This is a genomic window from Alteromonas macleodii ATCC 27126 (assembly GCF_000172635.2).
In the GTDB taxonomy this organism is placed as follows: Bacteria; Pseudomonadota; Gammaproteobacteria; order Enterobacterales; family Alteromonadaceae; genus Alteromonas; species Alteromonas macleodii.
The window spans coordinates 2,058,065-2,074,779 of record NC_018632.1; the positions used below are offsets into that span (position 1 = coordinate 2,058,065).

The window sequence follows — 16,715 nt, forward strand, 5'->3', positions numbered from 1 at the left end:
AGTGTTTTTAAGTTATTGAATATAATTGGTAATTATAAATTTTGTTAGCGTAATATGCTGTGAAACATGGTTGGTGCTAATTTAAACATAAGTGCCAGTTAAACGATGTTGTTTAAAAATTGCACTTGAAATTTTCTGTCAGATCCTTATATTGTTAGAGCTCTAATGATTATTGTTCGATTTAATTATTTGCTTTTGAATTTGAATTAGCAAAGGTTAAATGGCGTTTTCATTTACGAGTTTTCGAAGAGCAATAGAGGAAATAACGAACGTTATGCCAATGGAAAGTTACCTATCACTAACGGTGTATTTTATAGCGATGTTAGGGATAGGGTTGTTTGCTTACCGACAATCTACCAGTGATATTTCTGGTTATATTTTGGGAGGGCGACAAGTTAGCCCTCAAGTAACCGCACTGTCTGCGGGTGCGTCTGACATGTCTGGTTGGATGCTAATGGGCTTACCAGGTGCAATGTACTTAACCGGTTTCGATGCGGTTTATATTGCAATAGGGTTGGTTGCAGGTGCGTTGGCCAATTATTTACTAGTAGCACCAAAACTTCGCGTTTATACCGAAGTTGCCAACGACTCGCTGACTGTGCCTGAGTTTTTTGCCAAGCGTTTTGATACGCCTAACTCAAGCTTACGCATTGTTTCAGCGGTGATTATCGTACTGTTTTTCACGCTATACACCTCTGCCGGGTTAGTTGCAGGTGGTAAGTTGTTTGAAAGCGCGTTTTCGGTCGATTATCAGTTAGGCCTATTTATTACGCTGGGTGTAGTGGTGTCTTATACACTACTTGGTGGTTTCTTGGCAGTAAGTCTTACGGACTTTGTGCAAGGGTGCATTATGTTCGTGGCGCTTGTACTGGTTCCAATCGTCGCGTTTACCGAGTTCGATAGCGTGTCGCAAATGACAAGCGCCGCTTATCAATCTGTACCCAGTTTTTCTGAATCGTTAGAAACGCTAACGATTGTTGGGTTGTTATCGAGTTTAGGTTGGGGCTTAGGTTACTTTGGACAGCCGCACATTATTGTTCGCTTTATGGCAATTCGTTCTGTTAATGCCATTGGCACAGCGCGAAATATTGGTATGTCGTGGATGTTAGTGACCATCATTGGTGCACTGGCAACAGGATTCGTAGGCATTGCTTATGCCAATCAGTTTGGTCTTGCTGTCGACGACCCTGAGACGATATTTATTATTTTCTCACAATTGCTGTTCCACCCACTTATCAGTGGATTTCTAATGGCTGCTATTTTAGCCGCTATTATGAGTACAATTTCGTCGCAACTGCTGGTTAGCGCAAGTTCGTTAACCGAAGACATTTACCGCGTAATGGTAAATAAAAAGTCTTCAACCAAGGCGCTGACTGAAAAGCAAACGGTAACAATTGGCCGATATGGTGTAGCAGGTGTAGCCGTGGTTGCATTGTTATTAGCCATGGATGCGTCGAACACAATTTTATCTTTAGTAAGTAATGCTTGGGCAGGTTTTGGTGCAGCATTTGGTCCGTTAGTACTGTTTTGTCTGTATAAAAAGGACCTAACAGCGAAAGCGGCAATGGCGGGCATGATTAGCGGTGCGGTAACCGTACTGTTCTGGATTTACGCGCCCGTTTTAGCTGACGGTAAAACGTTAAGCAGCGTTATTTATGAAATTATTCCAGGGTTTGCGGTAAGTACGTTAACGCTTTATGTGGTAAGTCGCTTTAGCGAAAACCCATCGTCAAACGTACAAGCAACATTCGCGCAAGCCAGTGAAGAATTAGCAAATCAACAATCTTAAGGTTAAAAAGTTTATTATGAGTCATCCAAATTGGAAACGCGTAGTCATCAAAGTGGGTAGTGCATTGATATCGCCCAACCAACAAGGTTGTAGCAGTCATTACCTTTTGAGCATTGCGCAATTTATCGTGCGATGCAGAGCCAACGGTACACAAGTTGTACTCGTGTCTTCTGGTTCTGTCGCAGCAGGCGCGCACCTGTTTCCAGAGCAAGAAAAGTCAGATATTGCAGTTAAAAAAGCAATGGCAGCAGCGGGTCAAACCGAAATGATTGCCACGTGGGACAGACTGTTTGATTTTCCGTCTGCTCAGATGCTTTTAACGCATGCTGATTTGCGAGACAGAGAGCGTTACGTAAGTATCCGTGAAACGATATTCAGTTTATTGGATAACAATATCCTGCCTATCGTTAACGAAAACGACACCGTTACCACCGACAAATTGAAAGTGGGTGATAACGATAATTTATCGGCCATGGTGGCGTCGGCAGCTGAAGCAGATGCACTTATCATCTGTTCAGACATTGATGGGTTGTACGATAAAAACCCGCATGAACACGACGACGCACAATTGCTTAAATCAGTTAATACCATTGATCAAAGCATTTATGACATGGCTGGCGGTGCGGTAAAAGGCGGTGTAGGCACCGGTGGTATGCGCACTAAAATTGAAGCGGCCGAAAAAGCCGTTTCGCATGGTATAGATACATATATTATTAACGGCTTTACTGAACTGTCGTTTAATATGCTGCTAGCAGGTGAAAACCCAGGCACGCATTTCAAACCTCACGCCAAGCCAATGCAAGAGAATGTGCATTGGATGCGCCATACGTCAAACGCGCAGGGTGAGGTGATAGTAGAAGGGGACTTTGACGCCTCTTTAGCTGGCGACGCAGAGCAACTGACAAGTAGCGAAATTATTGACGTGAAAGGTGAGTTCTCGGTAGGCGACACCATTCTAGTACGTAAAGAAGACGGTACTAAACTGGTAAAAGCCAAGTCGAATTACAGTAGCTGTTTATTGAATTTCATTGCGAATCAGGAAAACGAAGAATTCGCCCATGAGTTTGAGGAAAAGACTGGGCCAATTATTTCTGATCAGCACATAGCAAATCTGGAGAAAGAATGAGCATTATTACAGAGTTAGCACAACAGGCAAAAAAAGCTGCACGTACACTGGCTATTTTAAGTGAAAGCCAGAAAAACGCGGTGTTAACTGATATGGCCGCGGCAATTCGTGCAAACAAAAGTAAAATTATTGAAGTAAACGAAAAGGAAGTCGCGCGCGCCAAAGAGAATAACTTAGACGCAGCGATGGTTGACCGCTTAATCCTAAACGATGAGCGTATTGAAGCCATGGCTGAAGGCATCGAAGTTATTGTTGAACTTGACGATCCTGTGGGTAAAGAGCGCGTTATCGGTACACGTCCAAACGGTATTGAGATTAAGAAAATGCGTATACCGCTTGGTGTTGTGTGCATGATATATGAAGCACGACCTAATGTTACTGCCGACGCAGGCGCGCTGTGCTTTAAATCGGGTAACGCAGTGATATTACGTGGTGGTAAAGAAGCACTAGATACGAGTTTAGCCATTGCTGAGCTTATGCAAGACGTGCTGGAGAAGCACAATTTACCAAAAGCGCTGGTAACGGTAGTTCCGAACCCAGATCGTGCATTAATGCAAGAGCTAATGGAGCAGCGTGATTACATTGACGTAATTATTCCACGTGGTGGTGAAGGTCTAATCAACTACGTGACTGACAACGCTAAAGTGCCGGTAATTCAGCACTTTAAAGGTGTGTGTCACCTTTACGTAGACAAAGATGCTGATCTAGATAAAGCCATGGCGCTACTTCTAAATGGTAAAACACAGCGTACTGGCGTATGTAATGCCTTAGAAGGCTTAGTTGTACACCAAGCCGTTGCGGGTGATTTTCTGCCTAAAGTGGCCGATGCATTCAAAGAAAAGGGTGTTAAGGTTCACGTAAACGACAAAGGTAGCCAGTACTTTGATGGTGCTGACGTTATTTCTGAAGACGCGTACGGTGAAGAGTATCTTGGCCTTGAAATCGCTATCCGTGTAGTTGACGATTTCGAAGCAGCGGTTGACCACATTGCGCAATTTGGTAGTAACCACACTGAAGTAATTTGCACGGAAGATGCTGAAAAAGGCAAGTTATTCCAACGCGCAGTTGATGCAAGTGTAGTAATGGTTAATGCCTCTTCACGTTTTTCTGATGGTAGCCAGCTTGGCTTAGGTGCAGAAATTGGTATCGCAACCACTAAGCTACATGCTTATGGCCCAATGGGCTTGGAGTCGTTGACTTCAGAGAAATATTTAGTGAATGGCGAAGGCCAAATTCGCGATTAATAGAAAGATGTTTTAACTGGTCGGCATTGTGCCACGAGTTTACATGCTTCATAATTAAAAGCGCTGACATTCGTCGGCGCTTTTTTTCGCCTATTCAAATATTTACCCTCGGAGTACAGACGGAGCTTACATGGAGATTGTGATAGACCCCGCGCAGTTATGGCATCAATTTATAAGTTTTGCCAATGATTATAAACTGCTGACATCTCTAGTACTTTTAATTGTACTGCACTTTATCAAAAAGGGTGTGTTGCGCCTTATCAGGCGCATTAGTTCTCATCGTGGCGAAGACCGCCGAAACCAAATCAATATCCTAGAGCAGCTGGGTAATGCCTTTATCATTATTGTGTTAATGATGGTGTGGAGCTCTGAAATCCAAACACTGGCAATCTCCATTGCTGCCTTTATGGTGGCCATTGTGTTGGCAACCCGCGAGTTTATTCAGTGCTTTATGGGGTTCATTTACTACTTGGGCGCTCGGCCATTCAGGGTAGGCGACTGGATCCAAATGAACAACATCATTGGTGAAGTGGTAGAAATGGACTGGGCAAAGACAGCGCTTTTAGAAGTAGACCCTGAAAGCTTTAACTACACGGGTAAACACGTGTACGTGCCTAATAGTCAGCTTGTAACTCAAACTGTGCGTAACCTTAACTTCATGCGTCGCTACCGTTTGCATTCATTTGAAATAGTGAACGAGCCTTCTGTTAACGCCTATAGTTTGCTTCCAGCGTTTCATGCCAGGGCACAGGCACATTGTGAATATTTCCGCGATGTAGCAGAGCGCTACAAAGGCCTAATTGAACGTCATTTAGAGCAAGAATTTATTCGCATCGACCCAGAGGTTGAGATTAAAACCAATGAACTTGCCAAAGTGGTGGTAAAGGTAAGCTTGTTTTGCCCTACAGCCGAAGCTCACGAGTTAGAGCACAAAATGTGCTCAGATTGGTTAAGTCTGTGGTTCAAAGCGCAAAAAGAAGAGCAGCGCCAGCTTCATGCACAGCACAGCGATTCCTCTTCGGTGCAAAACCAAGCTAAAGCAATGCCCGACGCACAGACAACTACTAGCGGTACGCTATAGCGTCTATTCTAAGCACGTCCATTCTCTGTGGCTGGTGAAGTGGCCTTGTAAAAAGGCCATTTGGTCAGCCAAAATCCGCCTGTTCATTAAATAAAAACGCTCGTACACATTTGGCCTAAACGGAACCGCGAGTAGGGGCATGTTGGCTTCTTCTGGTGTTTTAGCACCTTTCGCGTGATTACACCGCTGGCAAGCCGTGGCAACGTTCGTCCAACTGTCTTTTCCGCCGCGAGAGCGGGGGATAATGTGGTCTCGGGTAAGCTGCTTTGGCGTAAACTTATTGCCGCAGTACATACACAGGTAGCTATCGCGCCTAAACAAATAGCGATTAGTAAGGGCAACTTTGCCAGATAAATCTGTTACCTTGCCGTCGCACGCGATAATACTAGACAGGGTAAGCTGACTTTGGAGTCCTTCGTGATTCCAGCCTCCCTTTAACGTAATAGCATCACTACCTAGCTCAAATAGCACCTTATCTTGACTGTAAAGCTTTGCGGCTTGTTCAACATCTATCCACTCTTGTGGCATGCCTGCTTTATTAAGTCGAAGTACCAACATGGTTATCTCCTTTAGCACACTAATATTAGACGTTCTTGTTGTGGTTAATCACTTCTGCGCATTGGTCGCACGTGATGTTTATTTAAGTTCTTACTTTGTTCGCTTTTTGTTCTAGCATACGCTGTTTTGTGTCAGTATGATGAAAATATAGTCAATAATTGAAATTTCACAGATATTTCATATAGTCATGGTGCTATAGGTGGTAGCGGTTAATGACCAAATAACACGACAAATTCCGCGCGGGGCTGCATTTGACCATGGTATTAACGCTACTTCATGGCTATACTATGCGCCGCGTTTAAAAGCGATAAAATAAAGATTGAAATTAAAGGACAAATAGTGACTCCTATTACTAAATCATTTCAGTATGGACAGCATACTGTAACTCTAGAGACGGGTGTAATTGCTCGTCAGGCAACAGCTGCGGTTCTTGCGAGCATGGACGATACGTCTGTACTGGTAACAGTAGTTGGTAAAAAAGAAGCCAAAGCAGATCAAGACTTCTTCCCACTTACTGTTAACTACCAAGAAAAAGCGTACGCTGCGGGTAAAATCCCAGGTGGTTTCTTCAAGCGTGAAGGTCGTCCATCTGAAGGTGAAACACTGATTGCACGTCTTATCGACCGTCCAATCCGCCCATTATTCCCAGAAGGTTTCAAAAACGAAGTACAAGTTGTTGTTACTGTAATGTCTGCTAACCCAGATATCCCTACAGACATCATCTCTATGATTGGTACTTCAGCAGCCCTTGCTATCTCTGGTATTCCTTTCAACGGCCCAATCGGTGCGGCTCGTGTTGGTTTTAGCAACGGTGAATACATTCTAAATACACGCGCAGAAGAGCAAGCTGAAAGCGAGCTTGACCTTGTTGTTGCGGGTACTGAAGGCGCAGTACTTATGGTTGAATCAGAAGCAAGCGTGCTTTCTGAAGACACTATGCTAGGTGCGGTTATGTTCGGTCACGAGCAAATGCAAACTGTAGTTAACGCAGTTAACGAATTTGCTGCTGAAGTTGGCACTGAGAAGTGGGACTGGGCACCAGAAGCAGAAAACACTGCACTTAAAGACAAAGTTAAAGCACTAGCTGAAGCAGAAATGACTGCGGCTTACCAGATTTCTGACAAGTTAGAGCGTAAAGACGCAGTAACTGCAGCAACTGAAAAAGCACTAGAAGCTATCCTTGCTGAAGACGAAGAACAAGACAAGAAAGAAGTACTAGACCTTCTTCACGACCTTGAGTCTGACGTTGTACGTTCACGCATTCTATCTGGCGCGCCACGTATCGATGGTCGTGACCCAGCAATGATCCGTGCACTTGACGTAGCGACAGGTATTCTTCCTCGTACTCACGGTTCTGCACTTTTTACTCGTGGTGAAACGCAGGCACTTGTAGCTGCTACGCTTGGTACAGAGCGTGACGCACAGATGATTGACGAGCTTCAAGGTAAGCGCGACAGCCGTTTCATGCTTCACTACAACTTCCCTCCATACTGTGTTGGTGAAACAGGTATGATTGGTTCGCCTAAGCGTCGTGAAATTGGTCACGGTCGTCTAGCGAAGCGTGGTATTCAAGCAGTAATGCCAAGTGAAGAAGAATTCCCGTACGTAGTACGTGTGGTTTCTGAAATCACAGAATCAAACGGTTCATCATCAATGGCGTCGGTATGTGGTACTTCACTAGCGCTTATGGATGCAGGTGTTCCAATTAAAGCGTCTGTTGCGGGTATCGCAATGGGCCTAGTTAAGAGTGACGACAACTTTGTTGTACTTTCAGACATTCTTGGTGACGAAGATCACCTTGGCGACATGGACTTTAAAGTAGCGGGTACTACCGAGGGTATTACTGCACTTCAAATGGACATTAAGATTGAAGGTATTACTAAAGAAATCATGCAAATTGCGCTTAAACAAGCAAAAGAAGCACGTTTGCACATTCTTAACGTAATGGACGAAGCAATTGGCGGTCACCGTGAAGAGCTAAGCGAATTTGCTCCGCGCATTTACACAATGAAGATTGACCAAGACAAGATTCGTGACGTTATCGGTAAAGGCGGCGCAATGATCCGTCAAATTACTGAAGAGTCTGACACTAACATCGAGATTGAAGACGACGGTACTATCAAAATCTTCGCGACAGAGCGTGCGAAAGCAGACATCGCTATTAGCAAGATTGAGCAAGTAACGGCTGAAATTGAAGTTGGTAAGACTTACAACGGTAAGATTACACGTATTGTAGATTTCGGTGCGTTTGTAGAAGTGCTTCCAGGTAAAGAAGGTCTTGTTCACATTTCACAAATCGCTCACGAGCGTGTGAACAAAGTAACTGACTACCTAGAAGAAGGCCAAATGGTTGACGTTAAGGTTATGGAAATCGATCGCCAAAACCGTGTTCGTCTAAGCATTAAAGAGCTTCTAGAAAAGCCTGCGCCTAAGTCTGACGACGCAGAGTAATGCCAATTAGGTTTTAAACCTAGTTAGCTGTATATAAGTAAAAAGGGAGCTTGGCTCCCTTTTTTCGTTTTAGGTTATAAAAGAGATAGCGGGTTGGGTTTCATCCGTTAACCCACACATTCAAACCATAACGAAAAACGCTTTTTTAGAGGTATTAGATAATGGATAAGCAAACGCAAACCGAAGTAGAAGCAGCAGTATTTCGCCGCTTAGTAGAACACCTAGACGCGAATAAAGACGTTCAAAACATTGACCTGATGATTTTGGCCGATTTCTGCCGTAACTGCTTAGCAAAATGGTATTCGGCCGCTGCAAGCGAGCAGGGCGCTGATATCGACTACGAAGCCGCACGCGAAGTGGTATACAAAATGCCGTATTCAGAGTGGAAAGAGAAACACCAGCTTCCAGCTACTGACGAGCAGTTGGAGAAGTTGGCTGCTAGGCAGGGGAAGTAGTTTTTAGTTCAAGTGACGTTGAATTATTTGTTTCAGGAGCCAGCAGAAGCTGGCTTTTTTGTGCTTGGCTTGCGTGAAAGACACCAAAATCATGGGTATATCGATTTGGTGTTTTTAATAAATGAGCTAAAAACGACATTACGGTTTTTTCTTTATTTCTCTGGTGGTTATGGTTTAGAGTAGTGAGAAGTAAAAGGAGAAGTGCCCTAAAGTGGTGTGGATTAGCATGACGGTTTGGGGATGAGTAAGCTGTTATGTTTTTATCTGAGAGGAAAAGTTTTGACTATAGGAAAAAAGTCGCTTTTAACATTACTCATTATTTTTACGGGGTTGTTGATTACATTCGTACAAACTTTTGCATGGCCAGATGCCGGAAAGTCTAAGCAGGATAAAGCATACGAGTACGACTTCCAATTAAATTACTGGAATGAAGAGGTTCATAAAAAATTTGATAATCTTCGTTCAAGTGAAGTTGTTAATCGATTACTTTCTTATGAGGGTGAAAGGGTTGTCGACTCAAGATTTTTTCACGACATCCATGAATACCACTTTTTAATCAAAGAACTTATGAGGGTGCTTAAATTTAAAAGCAAGGTTTCAATTAACTTATTAGGTGACATGGTTCAGCTAAATGAAAAGGGTCTACAGCATGTACCAGAGATGTCAAAAGTTTCTAGCGATGTTTATGAATTTGACACATTGCTGCAAGAGTTCGATGAGCGAGAAAAGAGACTTGAAACATTTTTACCTGAACTGGTTTCGTCATTTAAATATGAAGAAAATATGAGTTCCGATAAAAAAGTTGAGTTAACGGTAAAGCAAATGGAACTTTTCTTGGAACTTTATACAGATGAAGCATTATTTGTAACGCAAAAAACTGACCCTTTTTTATTAGTTAGAGCACTAGGTAATATCTCATATATAACTTTAGGTAATTATAAAAAAGTTTTGGCAGGGTATAACAAACAGGTCTCTATAGAAGACTCTTATAAAAAGAGCATCTTGATTTTATTAGCTCTTCTAAGTGTTTATTTTTCAGCGTTAATCGTACTAAAAACAGAAGTTGAACTAGCTAGCTATGAAGTTTCAGTAAATGATAAAACTTACAATGTGAGCATCAAAACATAACAAGAAATTAAACAAGGACTTAAAACAGTTTGCTCTTTTCGTCCCTCAAACATCTTAGCAAACAATTTTAAGCCTGTTAATTAGGCGTCAGCTTTTTAATTGGAGTCAGATGAAATCCTCAACGTTAAATACCTTGTTAGTCGCTAAATCGATTCTTGGTGAAACAAAATATTTAGTGAACTCAGGAGATAAGTACTCTTGTACCGCTGGGATCATTCTATTGCAGGATTTTGTAGAGCTAGTGGTACTTGCAGTATTAGATGAGTTAGATGTCGATGAGCAAAGGAGCCTTGAGTCTAAATCTTTTGACGAATTACTAGGCGAATTAAAAAAAAGAAAAGTACCCGTTGTTAAGTCTGGAACTATCAAAGCATTAAATAAGCAAAGGGTTATCTGCAAACACTATGGACAACTTTCTGAACCAGCATCTGTAGTCAACTATTACAATGTAGCTTTAAGATTTGTAGATGCGCTCCTAGAAAATGTTGTTGGTGCTAAACTTCAAGACATTTTCTTAACTGATCTTTTGAACGATGGTCCAGTGAAAGAAATTATTAAAGAAGCTTTAAAATTATCAGAGGAAGAAAAACACTTAGATTCTTTAACTGGCCTGAGAAAAGCTTTTTTTACAGCTTATGAATATGAATATAACATTTACCCATTTCGAGAACATGATGAAAAGCAAAAGGGTTTACTTGGTTTTTTTGGCTTAGGCTTATTAAGTGGTATGAAAGCCCATTATTGGACTAGAAATAAGCAGTGGATCCAAAAGCATGTAAAAAAACCTATCGACTATATTCAAATTAATCATGAGCAACTAAAAACTGATTGTATGGAGTGGGGAGTTAGTACCGTCGATATCGAAAACTTTAGGCGGCTGACACCTGAAACGGTAAGAACTGAAAATGAAGCTTGGCATATTGATTATACACCTAATTATGCTGCGAATGAACTTAATAGTGAAAACTTCAATTTCTGTTTAGACATATTGATAGATTTTTTGTTGAAAAAACAAGAATTCGATTTAAGGAAGAAATTCCCTAAAAATGATAAAGAAACCCTAACTCCACCAATATATGTAGGTAAACCTGTCTTTGAAATGCCGTCACAGGATTCAAGCGTATTAACCGAAGTACAAGAAGAGTTTTACTACTCAGTGGACAGAATTGTGTCAGGGTTTAATTCGAATGAACGTTACCTCTACATTCATTTATACCCACAAAAGGATGGTGCATCATACGATGAACATGTATGGGGCTATTTACTTATAGACGGAAACTAACAAGTCAGTCAGAGGCATTAGCTTCTCAGAACTTGAAACAATGGAGAGAAAATGAACGATATCGTTGTAAAGGAAGACGTGAACCTTCCAGCATTACCCAATACGGTACTGCCTGCGATTGCAGAATTGACAGCTGCATTTGGCATCCCCAGAGAGGTTCTGGCTAGCCAAGAAGAAATTGAATATGCATGGCGTGATTTACCTCGCGAGCTTAGGGAAATCCCTGGAGACTTAAGGGGTGAGTTAATTGCCCGAATACTGAACAAGACAGGCATATATCTTTTCTGGTTTTGCGTGAAATACACCAAAAGAACCTGCTCGCCGATTTGGTGACTAAACAAGACAGTCAATTTTACACTACATGTGTTATCGCCCCTTAGTTGGGTGTCAGCATAAGGGAATATGTCATAGAAATCACAATACCAAAATTACCTGAGTTCTCAAAGTTTTCAGCGGCACTGGTTAAAACGTTAGACAAAATACGCTATGAAGTTGATGAGAATGATGGCGAAGGTGAGTTATCTGAGTTTTACTGTTTTGCAAGAGAGTATCCTCGCTTCTACAGGTACCACCTTGATCATGCCGAATTTAGATTGAAGAGCATTTATCAAAGATATTCTATTATTCGGGACGAGGTTTCGAAAAATGCCAGTATAAATGAGTATCCGAGCTTAGGGATGAGTATTTCAAATCCAATAACACATCAAGTTTATTGGGATTTTGAGGCATACTTAATGGCGCTTAGTGCAGCCCTTGATTTAATGGCTCGAGTGGTCGGAGTTTCGTTCGTTGATCAAACTCCTGTATCGTTCAATAAGCTTTGTGGCAAGAAACAACTTCAAGGTCCAGTTGATACTTTACGGAAAGCTAAAGAAAGATGGGTAAACCGATTTAAGGATTATAGAGATTGCTTTGTACATTACACGCCAGCAGATAATCGTGTATATGCAGATATAATACCTCATGGAAGCGACTCTATCTTAAGGTGTAAGTTGCCCACCAACCCCAATATAAGGACAGTTGAAGGGTTTAAGTATTCCAAGAAAGTCGAGGTTCTAACATATGGCGCCACTTTGTATCGTCATTTTTCAGCTCTCGATAAGGCAGTAGCAAAGGACATCATGAAACTCTACAAAAATAGTGAGTTTCCAAAGAGAACTAAAAACTTGTTTTTTATCGGGCAAAGAACACGATAAATGCTAACAAGGCGCTGCTGCTGGGCAACTTTTCCGGCTTCGCCTCCAAATTTGCCGTAGAGCGCGGCGTTAAGTATTAAAAGAAACTATCGAGTATGTCAGTAATAATTAATGAAGATGAATTAATTGAAGAACATGGAGATGTATTTGAAGAGCTCTTCGATGCTGACATGGAGTCTTGGTTCTCCGCGGATATAGCTTGTTGTGATAATTGTTATGACGACTTTGTAAAGGCTTGGCCACTAGCGTTAAATGCGAACGATGGTGAGTTTCAATGTCAAACAATCGATTTGAAATCGTTTTATAGTGGTTCAAAGCGAATAAGTCAGTGTTATACGGAAGATGAGTTTAATGTTCTAATCAAACTGATTAATTGCCCTCGTTGCGATGAAGTTTTATCCGGAAACTTCTGGCCATATGAGTTACCTTTCAAATATGATTTAAACCAGTTAGATTTTGAAAAGTCGATAAACGAAATTGTTGAGTTGTCAGAAACAACTCCCTTTTTACTTCTCTCGAACCAGTTTGCTAATGATACTTTTGAATTATTAAAAAAAGTAGCTCTCTCAACGGATTCACTTTTAATTGAATATTCATTGTTTCGAGCGAGAGTGGCAAATCAAATCGAAGCGTTGAATTTCGGGCAGTTTGCTTTTCCACCTAAAAAATTCATACAAGAAGGTAGGTATAACCATGCAGGCCAACAAGTGTTATACACAGCAAGCGATCTAGAAACATGCTTCAGAGAAGTTCGAGAAGTTCTTTGCTACATAGCTGAGTTCAAACTAAAAAAAGAAATTAAAATTTTGGATTTAAGTTTTCCAGATGAATCACATTCTGATTTTGAATCCGAATTATCTGCCTTAGTTTTTTCATCATTGATGAGTCGAGAGCTAGATACTGAGGGTTATCACAAACCATGTTATGTTTTCTCTAGGTTCATTGCCGACTGTGCAAAATTAGCTGGTTTCGATGCTATAAAATATCCTTCAACAAGGATTGTTGGCAATAATTTCAATTTAGTTATTGTAAGTGACCTTATTATAGAAGAGTCTATAGAGTTTCTTAATGTAAGTTTAAAGGACTCAACTAAAACATATTCCCTTAAAATTGATACATAACAAGTGCATAAACTAATGGACGCAAAACGCTTAGCTTGAGCTCCTTCGTCGCTAATTTTAACCAAGCATTTTACGCCGGTTGGGCGAGCGTTATGAGACTAAAAAGACTAAAAAAGACAGGCATGTTTATTTTTGCGGCTGCAAGCGAGCAGGGCGCTGATATCGACTACGAAGCTGCACGTGAAGTGGTATATAAAATGCCGCATTCAGAGTGGAAAGAGAAGCACCAGCTTCCTGCCACTGATGAGCAGTTAGAGAAATTGGCTGCTAGGCAGGGGAAGTAGTTTTTAGTTCGAGTGACCTTGAATTATTTGTTTTAGAAGCCAGCGGAAGCTGGCTTTTTTGTTTTTGGCTGACGAGAAATACACTAAAAGCACCTGCATGCTAAATTAGTTGAATTAGTGTTTTTAATAAATGAGCGAAAAACGACATTACGGTTTTTTCTTTATTTCTCTGGTGGTTATGGTTTAGAGTAGTGAGAAGTAAAAAGGAGAAGTGCCCTAAAGTGATGTGGATTAGCATGACGGTTTGGGGACGAGTAAGCTGTTAACTTTTAAGGAAGAGAAGTGCTGTCTCAAATAAACGAGTTTTTAAACAAAAAAATCCAACTTTCTGAAGGCGTGGATACAAATGGCTATGCCTTGATTATTAGAGGGGTATTGTATTTTGTTACCGCATCTTGGATAGCATTTTATCCAGCGTATCTCCTTCTTATTCATATGAAAGTAGAAAAATTCTTCTCTTATGATGTGTTCGTCGGCGGCTTGTTTGGAATTAAATCATTTCTTTTTCTTGTATTTATATTGATTTCAATTAGTGCCGTTTACATGTGGGGGTTTGTTCTATTCTTCAGAAGTGCTGTTTTGAACAAGTCAAAGGCAATGTGGGCCTTAGGAGGCATTTTTGTATTGGTCTCCCTGTTATTCCATCTATTTGTTTTTTATAGCGGCCTAGCATCTGGAAAGCCAGAAAGAATATTGTGGCTTTCTAGTCTCGGTTTTATCTTTGCCGTAGCCGTATCTTCATATATGGCTAATCCACTCAAAAACCTAGTTTCAAATTGGATCGCTCCTGTTATAGGGATAGTGGCGAGCGCCACATTACCCATACTCAATCTAGAAGTCACTTCAGACATCGTAAAAACTGGCTTGGAGAATTTTAAAGTTGGTGGTGGTGTGAAAGCTGCAGTTCATAAAGTTGAAAACAACGAAATTATTAAATCTGGTTCTCTACTACTTTTAACTCCACAGTACGCCTATCTACGGGAAGGAAAGGCTGGTTATATATCAATATCAAGAACAAATAATACCTATGTATCGGTGCAGTAAAAAGTTAACAAGCGCGTCAATAAGGACGCTCGCAAGCTCGCGCCTATTACGCGAGCGTTATGTGCTAAAGCAAACTTGGAATTCTTTCGATAAATAAATTTATGAATTATAAAGTAGAAAAAATAAATATATATATGAACGTATATTGTTTTCTTTAGGGACAATTATCGTATTCTATTCACAATTCTTTTTAATAAATGAGGTGAATTCATTAAAAAGTGACCAAGCCTATTTTGAAAGAGTTATAGATCAAATTCAAATTTCGTCCGGGCTAAGAGAAACCTACTTATTTCAATATAACAATGCTGTATCATCAAAGCCCCAGAATAAAGATATGCTCGGATTCAGCGCCTTCAAACTTTATACAGAAACAGACAAGTTATTAACTTTACTTATGGTATCGGGCGAGCATCAAGGTAACGATGAATCTCAGACGTTTGTAGACGAAAAAAACAAAAGGTTTGATATTGCCGAGAGTTTATTAAAAGCTAAAAAATACAGTAAGCTTGTTTCATTACTTAATGAAATAACTTCTAGACATGATGAAAAAGTGGAGCCCTCTACTAAGAAGGTGATGACTTTATGGGAAGAAACAAGAAGCAATACTTTTAAAACTTCTCTTTTAGCTGACGTATTTAATATCTGCGGTCTTATTTTATTAGTATGTGCATTCTTGTTGCGTGAATACCGCGATTATAAAGCACATAACAAGTCACTCAAGCAGGACAAATAACAGTTGGTTTTTGCTCCTTCGTCGCTTATTTTAACTAACTATGGCATGTTTATGAACTCTCTAATTAAGGATAATTAAATGAATAAAATACTACCACTAATCTCTTTTATGTTTTTAATTGCACTTCCTACAATGGCTTATGATAAGGATGAATTGATAGTTATCCAAAAAGAGAGTAGTGATGGTAAACAAAGAGAGGATTATTTCTACTTGATAGGTACTCAATCAAGAGGAAAGCCCGCCAACTTCACCTTGTGGCGAAATCAGTTTGATTTTGATAAAGCTTGGGATGGTAAAGATAATCCTAAACTTACAATCGAAAATGCTGTTTTAAAAGCCAAGGAATTTTATAAATCTGAAGGCGCACTTCAACTAATCGGACTTGAATTACGGTTAGGTTATTCATTTGATTCTAGTGTTTGGTATTATTTAATTAGCCTTGCAAAGACTAGCGATATAACAGAGCGAGGAGTTGAAAGTGATAAAATTTATAGGGTTGTTGTATTAACAAGTGGAGAAGTTCTTCCACCATACATTCCAAAATAAAATACTAAACAAGACAGGCATATTCGTGGCTATACGGAATCACCATGAAAAGCAAACTCTCACTTGCACAATATGTTAAGAAGCGAAATGGGGTTCCATTAGGGGCAAGTGGCTCCATGACAAACATGCTTTCGCGCTCTTTTGGCGCGACTTCTTTTCCGGTGTTTTGGCACTATTGGAACCCAATCTGGGGTTACTATTTATCACGCAATGTCATGCGTCCACTTGCGAGTTTTCTTCCAACTTCGTTAGCCACTTTTGTTACGTTTCTCGTTAGCGGCGCGCTTCATGATTTAGCGGTTTCAATCGTCGAGCTGAAAACCGTTCTCTTCTTCACACCTTGGTTTGGATTAATGGGTTTGATTGTTGTAGTTTCTAAAGGGGCAGGGATCTCATATGGCCATGTAAGTTGGCCTGTTCGTGCGTTAATTAATGCGTCGTTTATTTTAGTATCGTTAGGTTTAATGTACTTTTTGGAAAAGTTGTACGCATAAAGGAAGCTTCTAAAGACTAAATAAGACAGGCGTATTTGTGTATTTTACACTGACCTTAGACGAGGGAATACGGCCATAATGAACGGGCGTCGCTCCACGTTTCTCTTCACAATACGCAACTTCGTGAGACTCTTTATGCGTATCCAACCCTATAAAAATCATGCTATGTTTGTTCATGCTAGC

The 16,715-nt window shown here is 40.7% G+C and carries 16 protein-coding genes and 2 pseudogenes; 16 read left to right on the plus strand and 2 right to left on the minus strand.

Annotated elements, in window-relative coordinates; genetic code table 11:
• Positions 1 to 274: 274 nt before the first annotated feature.
• The 4 genes from putP to MASE_RS08785 all read left to right on the plus strand — a co-directional run bounded on the left by putP (position 275) and on the right by MASE_RS08785 (position 5,240).
• The gene (gene putP / locus MASE_RS08770; protein ID WP_014949380.1) at positions 275 to 1,789 is read left to right on the plus strand and encodes a sodium/proline symporter PutP; all 1,515 of its coding nucleotides are present in this window, start codon (positions 275 to 277) and stop codon (positions 1,787 to 1,789) included.
• A 16-nt stretch (positions 1,790 to 1,805) separates the two neighbouring features.
• A complete protein-coding gene (gene proB, locus MASE_RS08775; protein ID WP_014949381.1) occupies positions 1,806 to 2,915 on the plus strand; it encodes a glutamate 5-kinase in 1,110 nt (369 codons plus the stop codon).
• On the plus strand, positions 2,912 to 4,159 hold the full coding sequence (locus MASE_RS08780; RefSeq protein ID WP_014949382.1) for a glutamate-5-semialdehyde dehydrogenase: 1,248 nt from the start codon (positions 2,912 to 2,914) through the stop codon (positions 4,157 to 4,159). The genes proB and MASE_RS08780 overlap by 4 nt, the downstream gene beginning before the upstream one ends.
• Before the next feature lie 130 nt (positions 4,160 to 4,289).
• Complete coding sequence (locus MASE_RS08785; RefSeq protein ID WP_014949383.1) at positions 4,290 to 5,240, plus strand: mechanosensitive ion channel family protein; 951 nt, start codon at positions 4,290 to 4,292, stop codon at positions 5,238 to 5,240.
• A 3-nt stretch (positions 5,241 to 5,243) separates the two neighbouring features.
• Here the strand turns inward: MASE_RS08785 and MASE_RS08790 are convergent, their stop codons facing one another.
• A complete protein-coding gene (locus MASE_RS08790; RefSeq protein WP_014949384.1) occupies positions 5,244 to 5,798 on the minus strand; it encodes an HNH endonuclease in 555 nt (184 codons plus the stop codon).
• Positions 5,799 to 6,137: 339 nt separating this feature from the next.
• On the opposite strand from MASE_RS08790, the gene pnp reads away from it, so the two are divergent.
• The 12 genes and pseudogenes from pnp to MASE_RS08850 all read left to right on the plus strand — a co-directional run bounded on the left by pnp (position 6,138) and on the right by MASE_RS08850 (position 16,532).
• Positions 6,138 to 8,249: a polyribonucleotide nucleotidyltransferase gene (gene pnp / locus MASE_RS08795; RefSeq protein WP_039229711.1), complete on the plus strand. Its 2,112-nt coding sequence runs from the start codon at positions 6,138 to 6,140 to the stop codon at positions 8,247 to 8,249.
• 161 nt (positions 8,250 to 8,410) lie between these two features.
• Entirely contained in the window at positions 8,411 to 8,704 is a 294-nt protein-coding gene (locus MASE_RS08800; protein ID WP_012518312.1) for a DUF1244 domain-containing protein, read from the plus strand.
• Between the two features lie 279 nt (positions 8,705 to 8,983).
• Positions 8,984 to 9,832, plus strand: coding sequence for a hypothetical protein (locus MASE_RS08805; protein WP_014949387.1), 849 nt, complete (start codon positions 8,984 to 8,986; stop codon positions 9,830 to 9,832).
• Positions 9,833 to 9,941: 109 nt separating this feature from the next.
• Positions 9,942 to 11,114: a hypothetical protein gene (locus MASE_RS08810; RefSeq protein ID WP_014949388.1), complete on the plus strand. Its 1,173-nt coding sequence runs from the start codon at positions 9,942 to 9,944 to the stop codon at positions 11,112 to 11,114.
• 51 nt (positions 11,115 to 11,165) lie between these two features.
• On the plus strand, positions 11,166 to 11,447 hold the full coding sequence (locus tag MASE_RS08815; RefSeq protein ID WP_014949389.1) for a hypothetical protein: 282 nt from the start codon (positions 11,166 to 11,168) through the stop codon (positions 11,445 to 11,447).
• 47 nt (positions 11,448 to 11,494) lie between these two features.
• Complete coding sequence (locus MASE_RS08820; protein ID WP_014949390.1) at positions 11,495 to 12,310, plus strand: hypothetical protein; 816 nt, start codon at positions 11,495 to 11,497, stop codon at positions 12,308 to 12,310.
• Positions 12,311 to 12,405: 95 nt separating this feature from the next.
• Entirely contained in the window at positions 12,406 to 13,431 is a 1,026-nt protein-coding gene (locus MASE_RS08825; RefSeq protein ID WP_014949391.1) for an RES family NAD+ phosphorylase, read from the plus strand.
• Positions 13,432 to 13,565: 134 nt separating this feature from the next.
• Positions 13,566 to 13,715, plus strand: a pseudogene (locus MASE_RS08830) (DUF1244 domain-containing protein); the annotation flags it as partial.
• A gap of 282 nt (positions 13,716 to 13,997) precedes the next feature.
• Positions 13,998 to 14,759 carry a hypothetical protein gene (locus tag MASE_RS08835; RefSeq protein ID WP_014949393.1) on the plus strand — a complete coding sequence of 254 codons (762 nt, stop codon included), beginning with the start codon at positions 13,998 to 14,000 and terminating at the stop codon, positions 14,757 to 14,759.
• A 202-nt stretch (positions 14,760 to 14,961) separates the two neighbouring features.
• Positions 14,962 to 15,492 (plus strand): hypothetical protein, encoded by a 531-nt coding sequence (locus MASE_RS08840; protein ID WP_148275221.1) that lies wholly within the window; start codon positions 14,962 to 14,964, stop codon positions 15,490 to 15,492.
• Between the two features lie 78 nt (positions 15,493 to 15,570).
• Positions 15,571 to 16,038, plus strand: coding sequence for a hypothetical protein (locus MASE_RS08845; protein WP_014949395.1), 468 nt, complete (start codon positions 15,571 to 15,573; stop codon positions 16,036 to 16,038).
• A gap of 44 nt (positions 16,039 to 16,082) precedes the next feature.
• Positions 16,083 to 16,532, plus strand: a complete 450-nt coding sequence (locus MASE_RS08850; protein ID WP_014949396.1) for an MBOAT family O-acyltransferase — start codon at positions 16,083 to 16,085, stop codon at positions 16,530 to 16,532.
• A gap of 45 nt (positions 16,533 to 16,577) precedes the next feature.
• Here MASE_RS08850 and MASE_RS19990 read toward each other — a convergent pair.
• Positions 16,578 to 16,709, minus strand: a pseudogene (locus MASE_RS19990) (IS110 family transposase); the annotation flags it as partial.
• Between the last annotated feature and the right edge of the window lie 6 nt (positions 16,710 to 16,715).

Excerpts from the sequence above, each read along its gene's own strand:
- putP (WP_014949380.1), top strand. The coding sequence starts at position 275 with ATGCCAATGGAAAGTTACCTATCACTAACGGTGTATTTTATAGCGATG.
- MASE_RS08845 (WP_014949395.1), top strand. The coding sequence starts at position 15,571 with ATGAATAAAATACTACCACTAATCTCTTTTATGTTTTTAATTGCACTT.
- MASE_RS08780 (WP_014949382.1), top strand. The coding sequence starts at position 2,912 with ATGAGCATTATTACAGAGTTAGCACAACAGGCAAAAAAAGCTGCACGT.
- MASE_RS08810 (WP_014949388.1), top strand. The coding sequence starts at position 9,942 with ATGAAATCCTCAACGTTAAATACCTTGTTAGTCGCTAAATCGATTCTT.
- MASE_RS08850 (WP_014949396.1), top strand. The coding sequence starts at position 16,083 with ATGAAAAGCAAACTCTCACTTGCACAATATGTTAAGAAGCGAAATGGG.
- MASE_RS08825 (WP_014949391.1), top strand. The coding sequence starts at position 12,406 with ATGTCAGTAATAATTAATGAAGATGAATTAATTGAAGAACATGGAGAT.
- proB (WP_014949381.1), top strand. The coding sequence starts at position 1,806 with ATGAGTCATCCAAATTGGAAACGCGTAGTCATCAAAGTGGGTAGTGCA.
- MASE_RS08800 (WP_012518312.1), top strand. The coding sequence starts at position 8,411 with ATGGATAAGCAAACGCAAACCGAAGTAGAAGCAGCAGTATTTCGCCGC.
- MASE_RS08785 (WP_014949383.1), top strand. The coding sequence starts at position 4,290 with ATGGAGATTGTGATAGACCCCGCGCAGTTATGGCATCAATTTATAAGT.
- MASE_RS08790 (WP_014949384.1), bottom strand. The coding sequence starts at position 5,798 with ATGTTGGTACTTCGACTTAATAAAGCAGGCATGCCACAAGAGTGGATA.
- MASE_RS08815 (WP_014949389.1), top strand. The coding sequence starts at position 11,166 with ATGAACGATATCGTTGTAAAGGAAGACGTGAACCTTCCAGCATTACCC.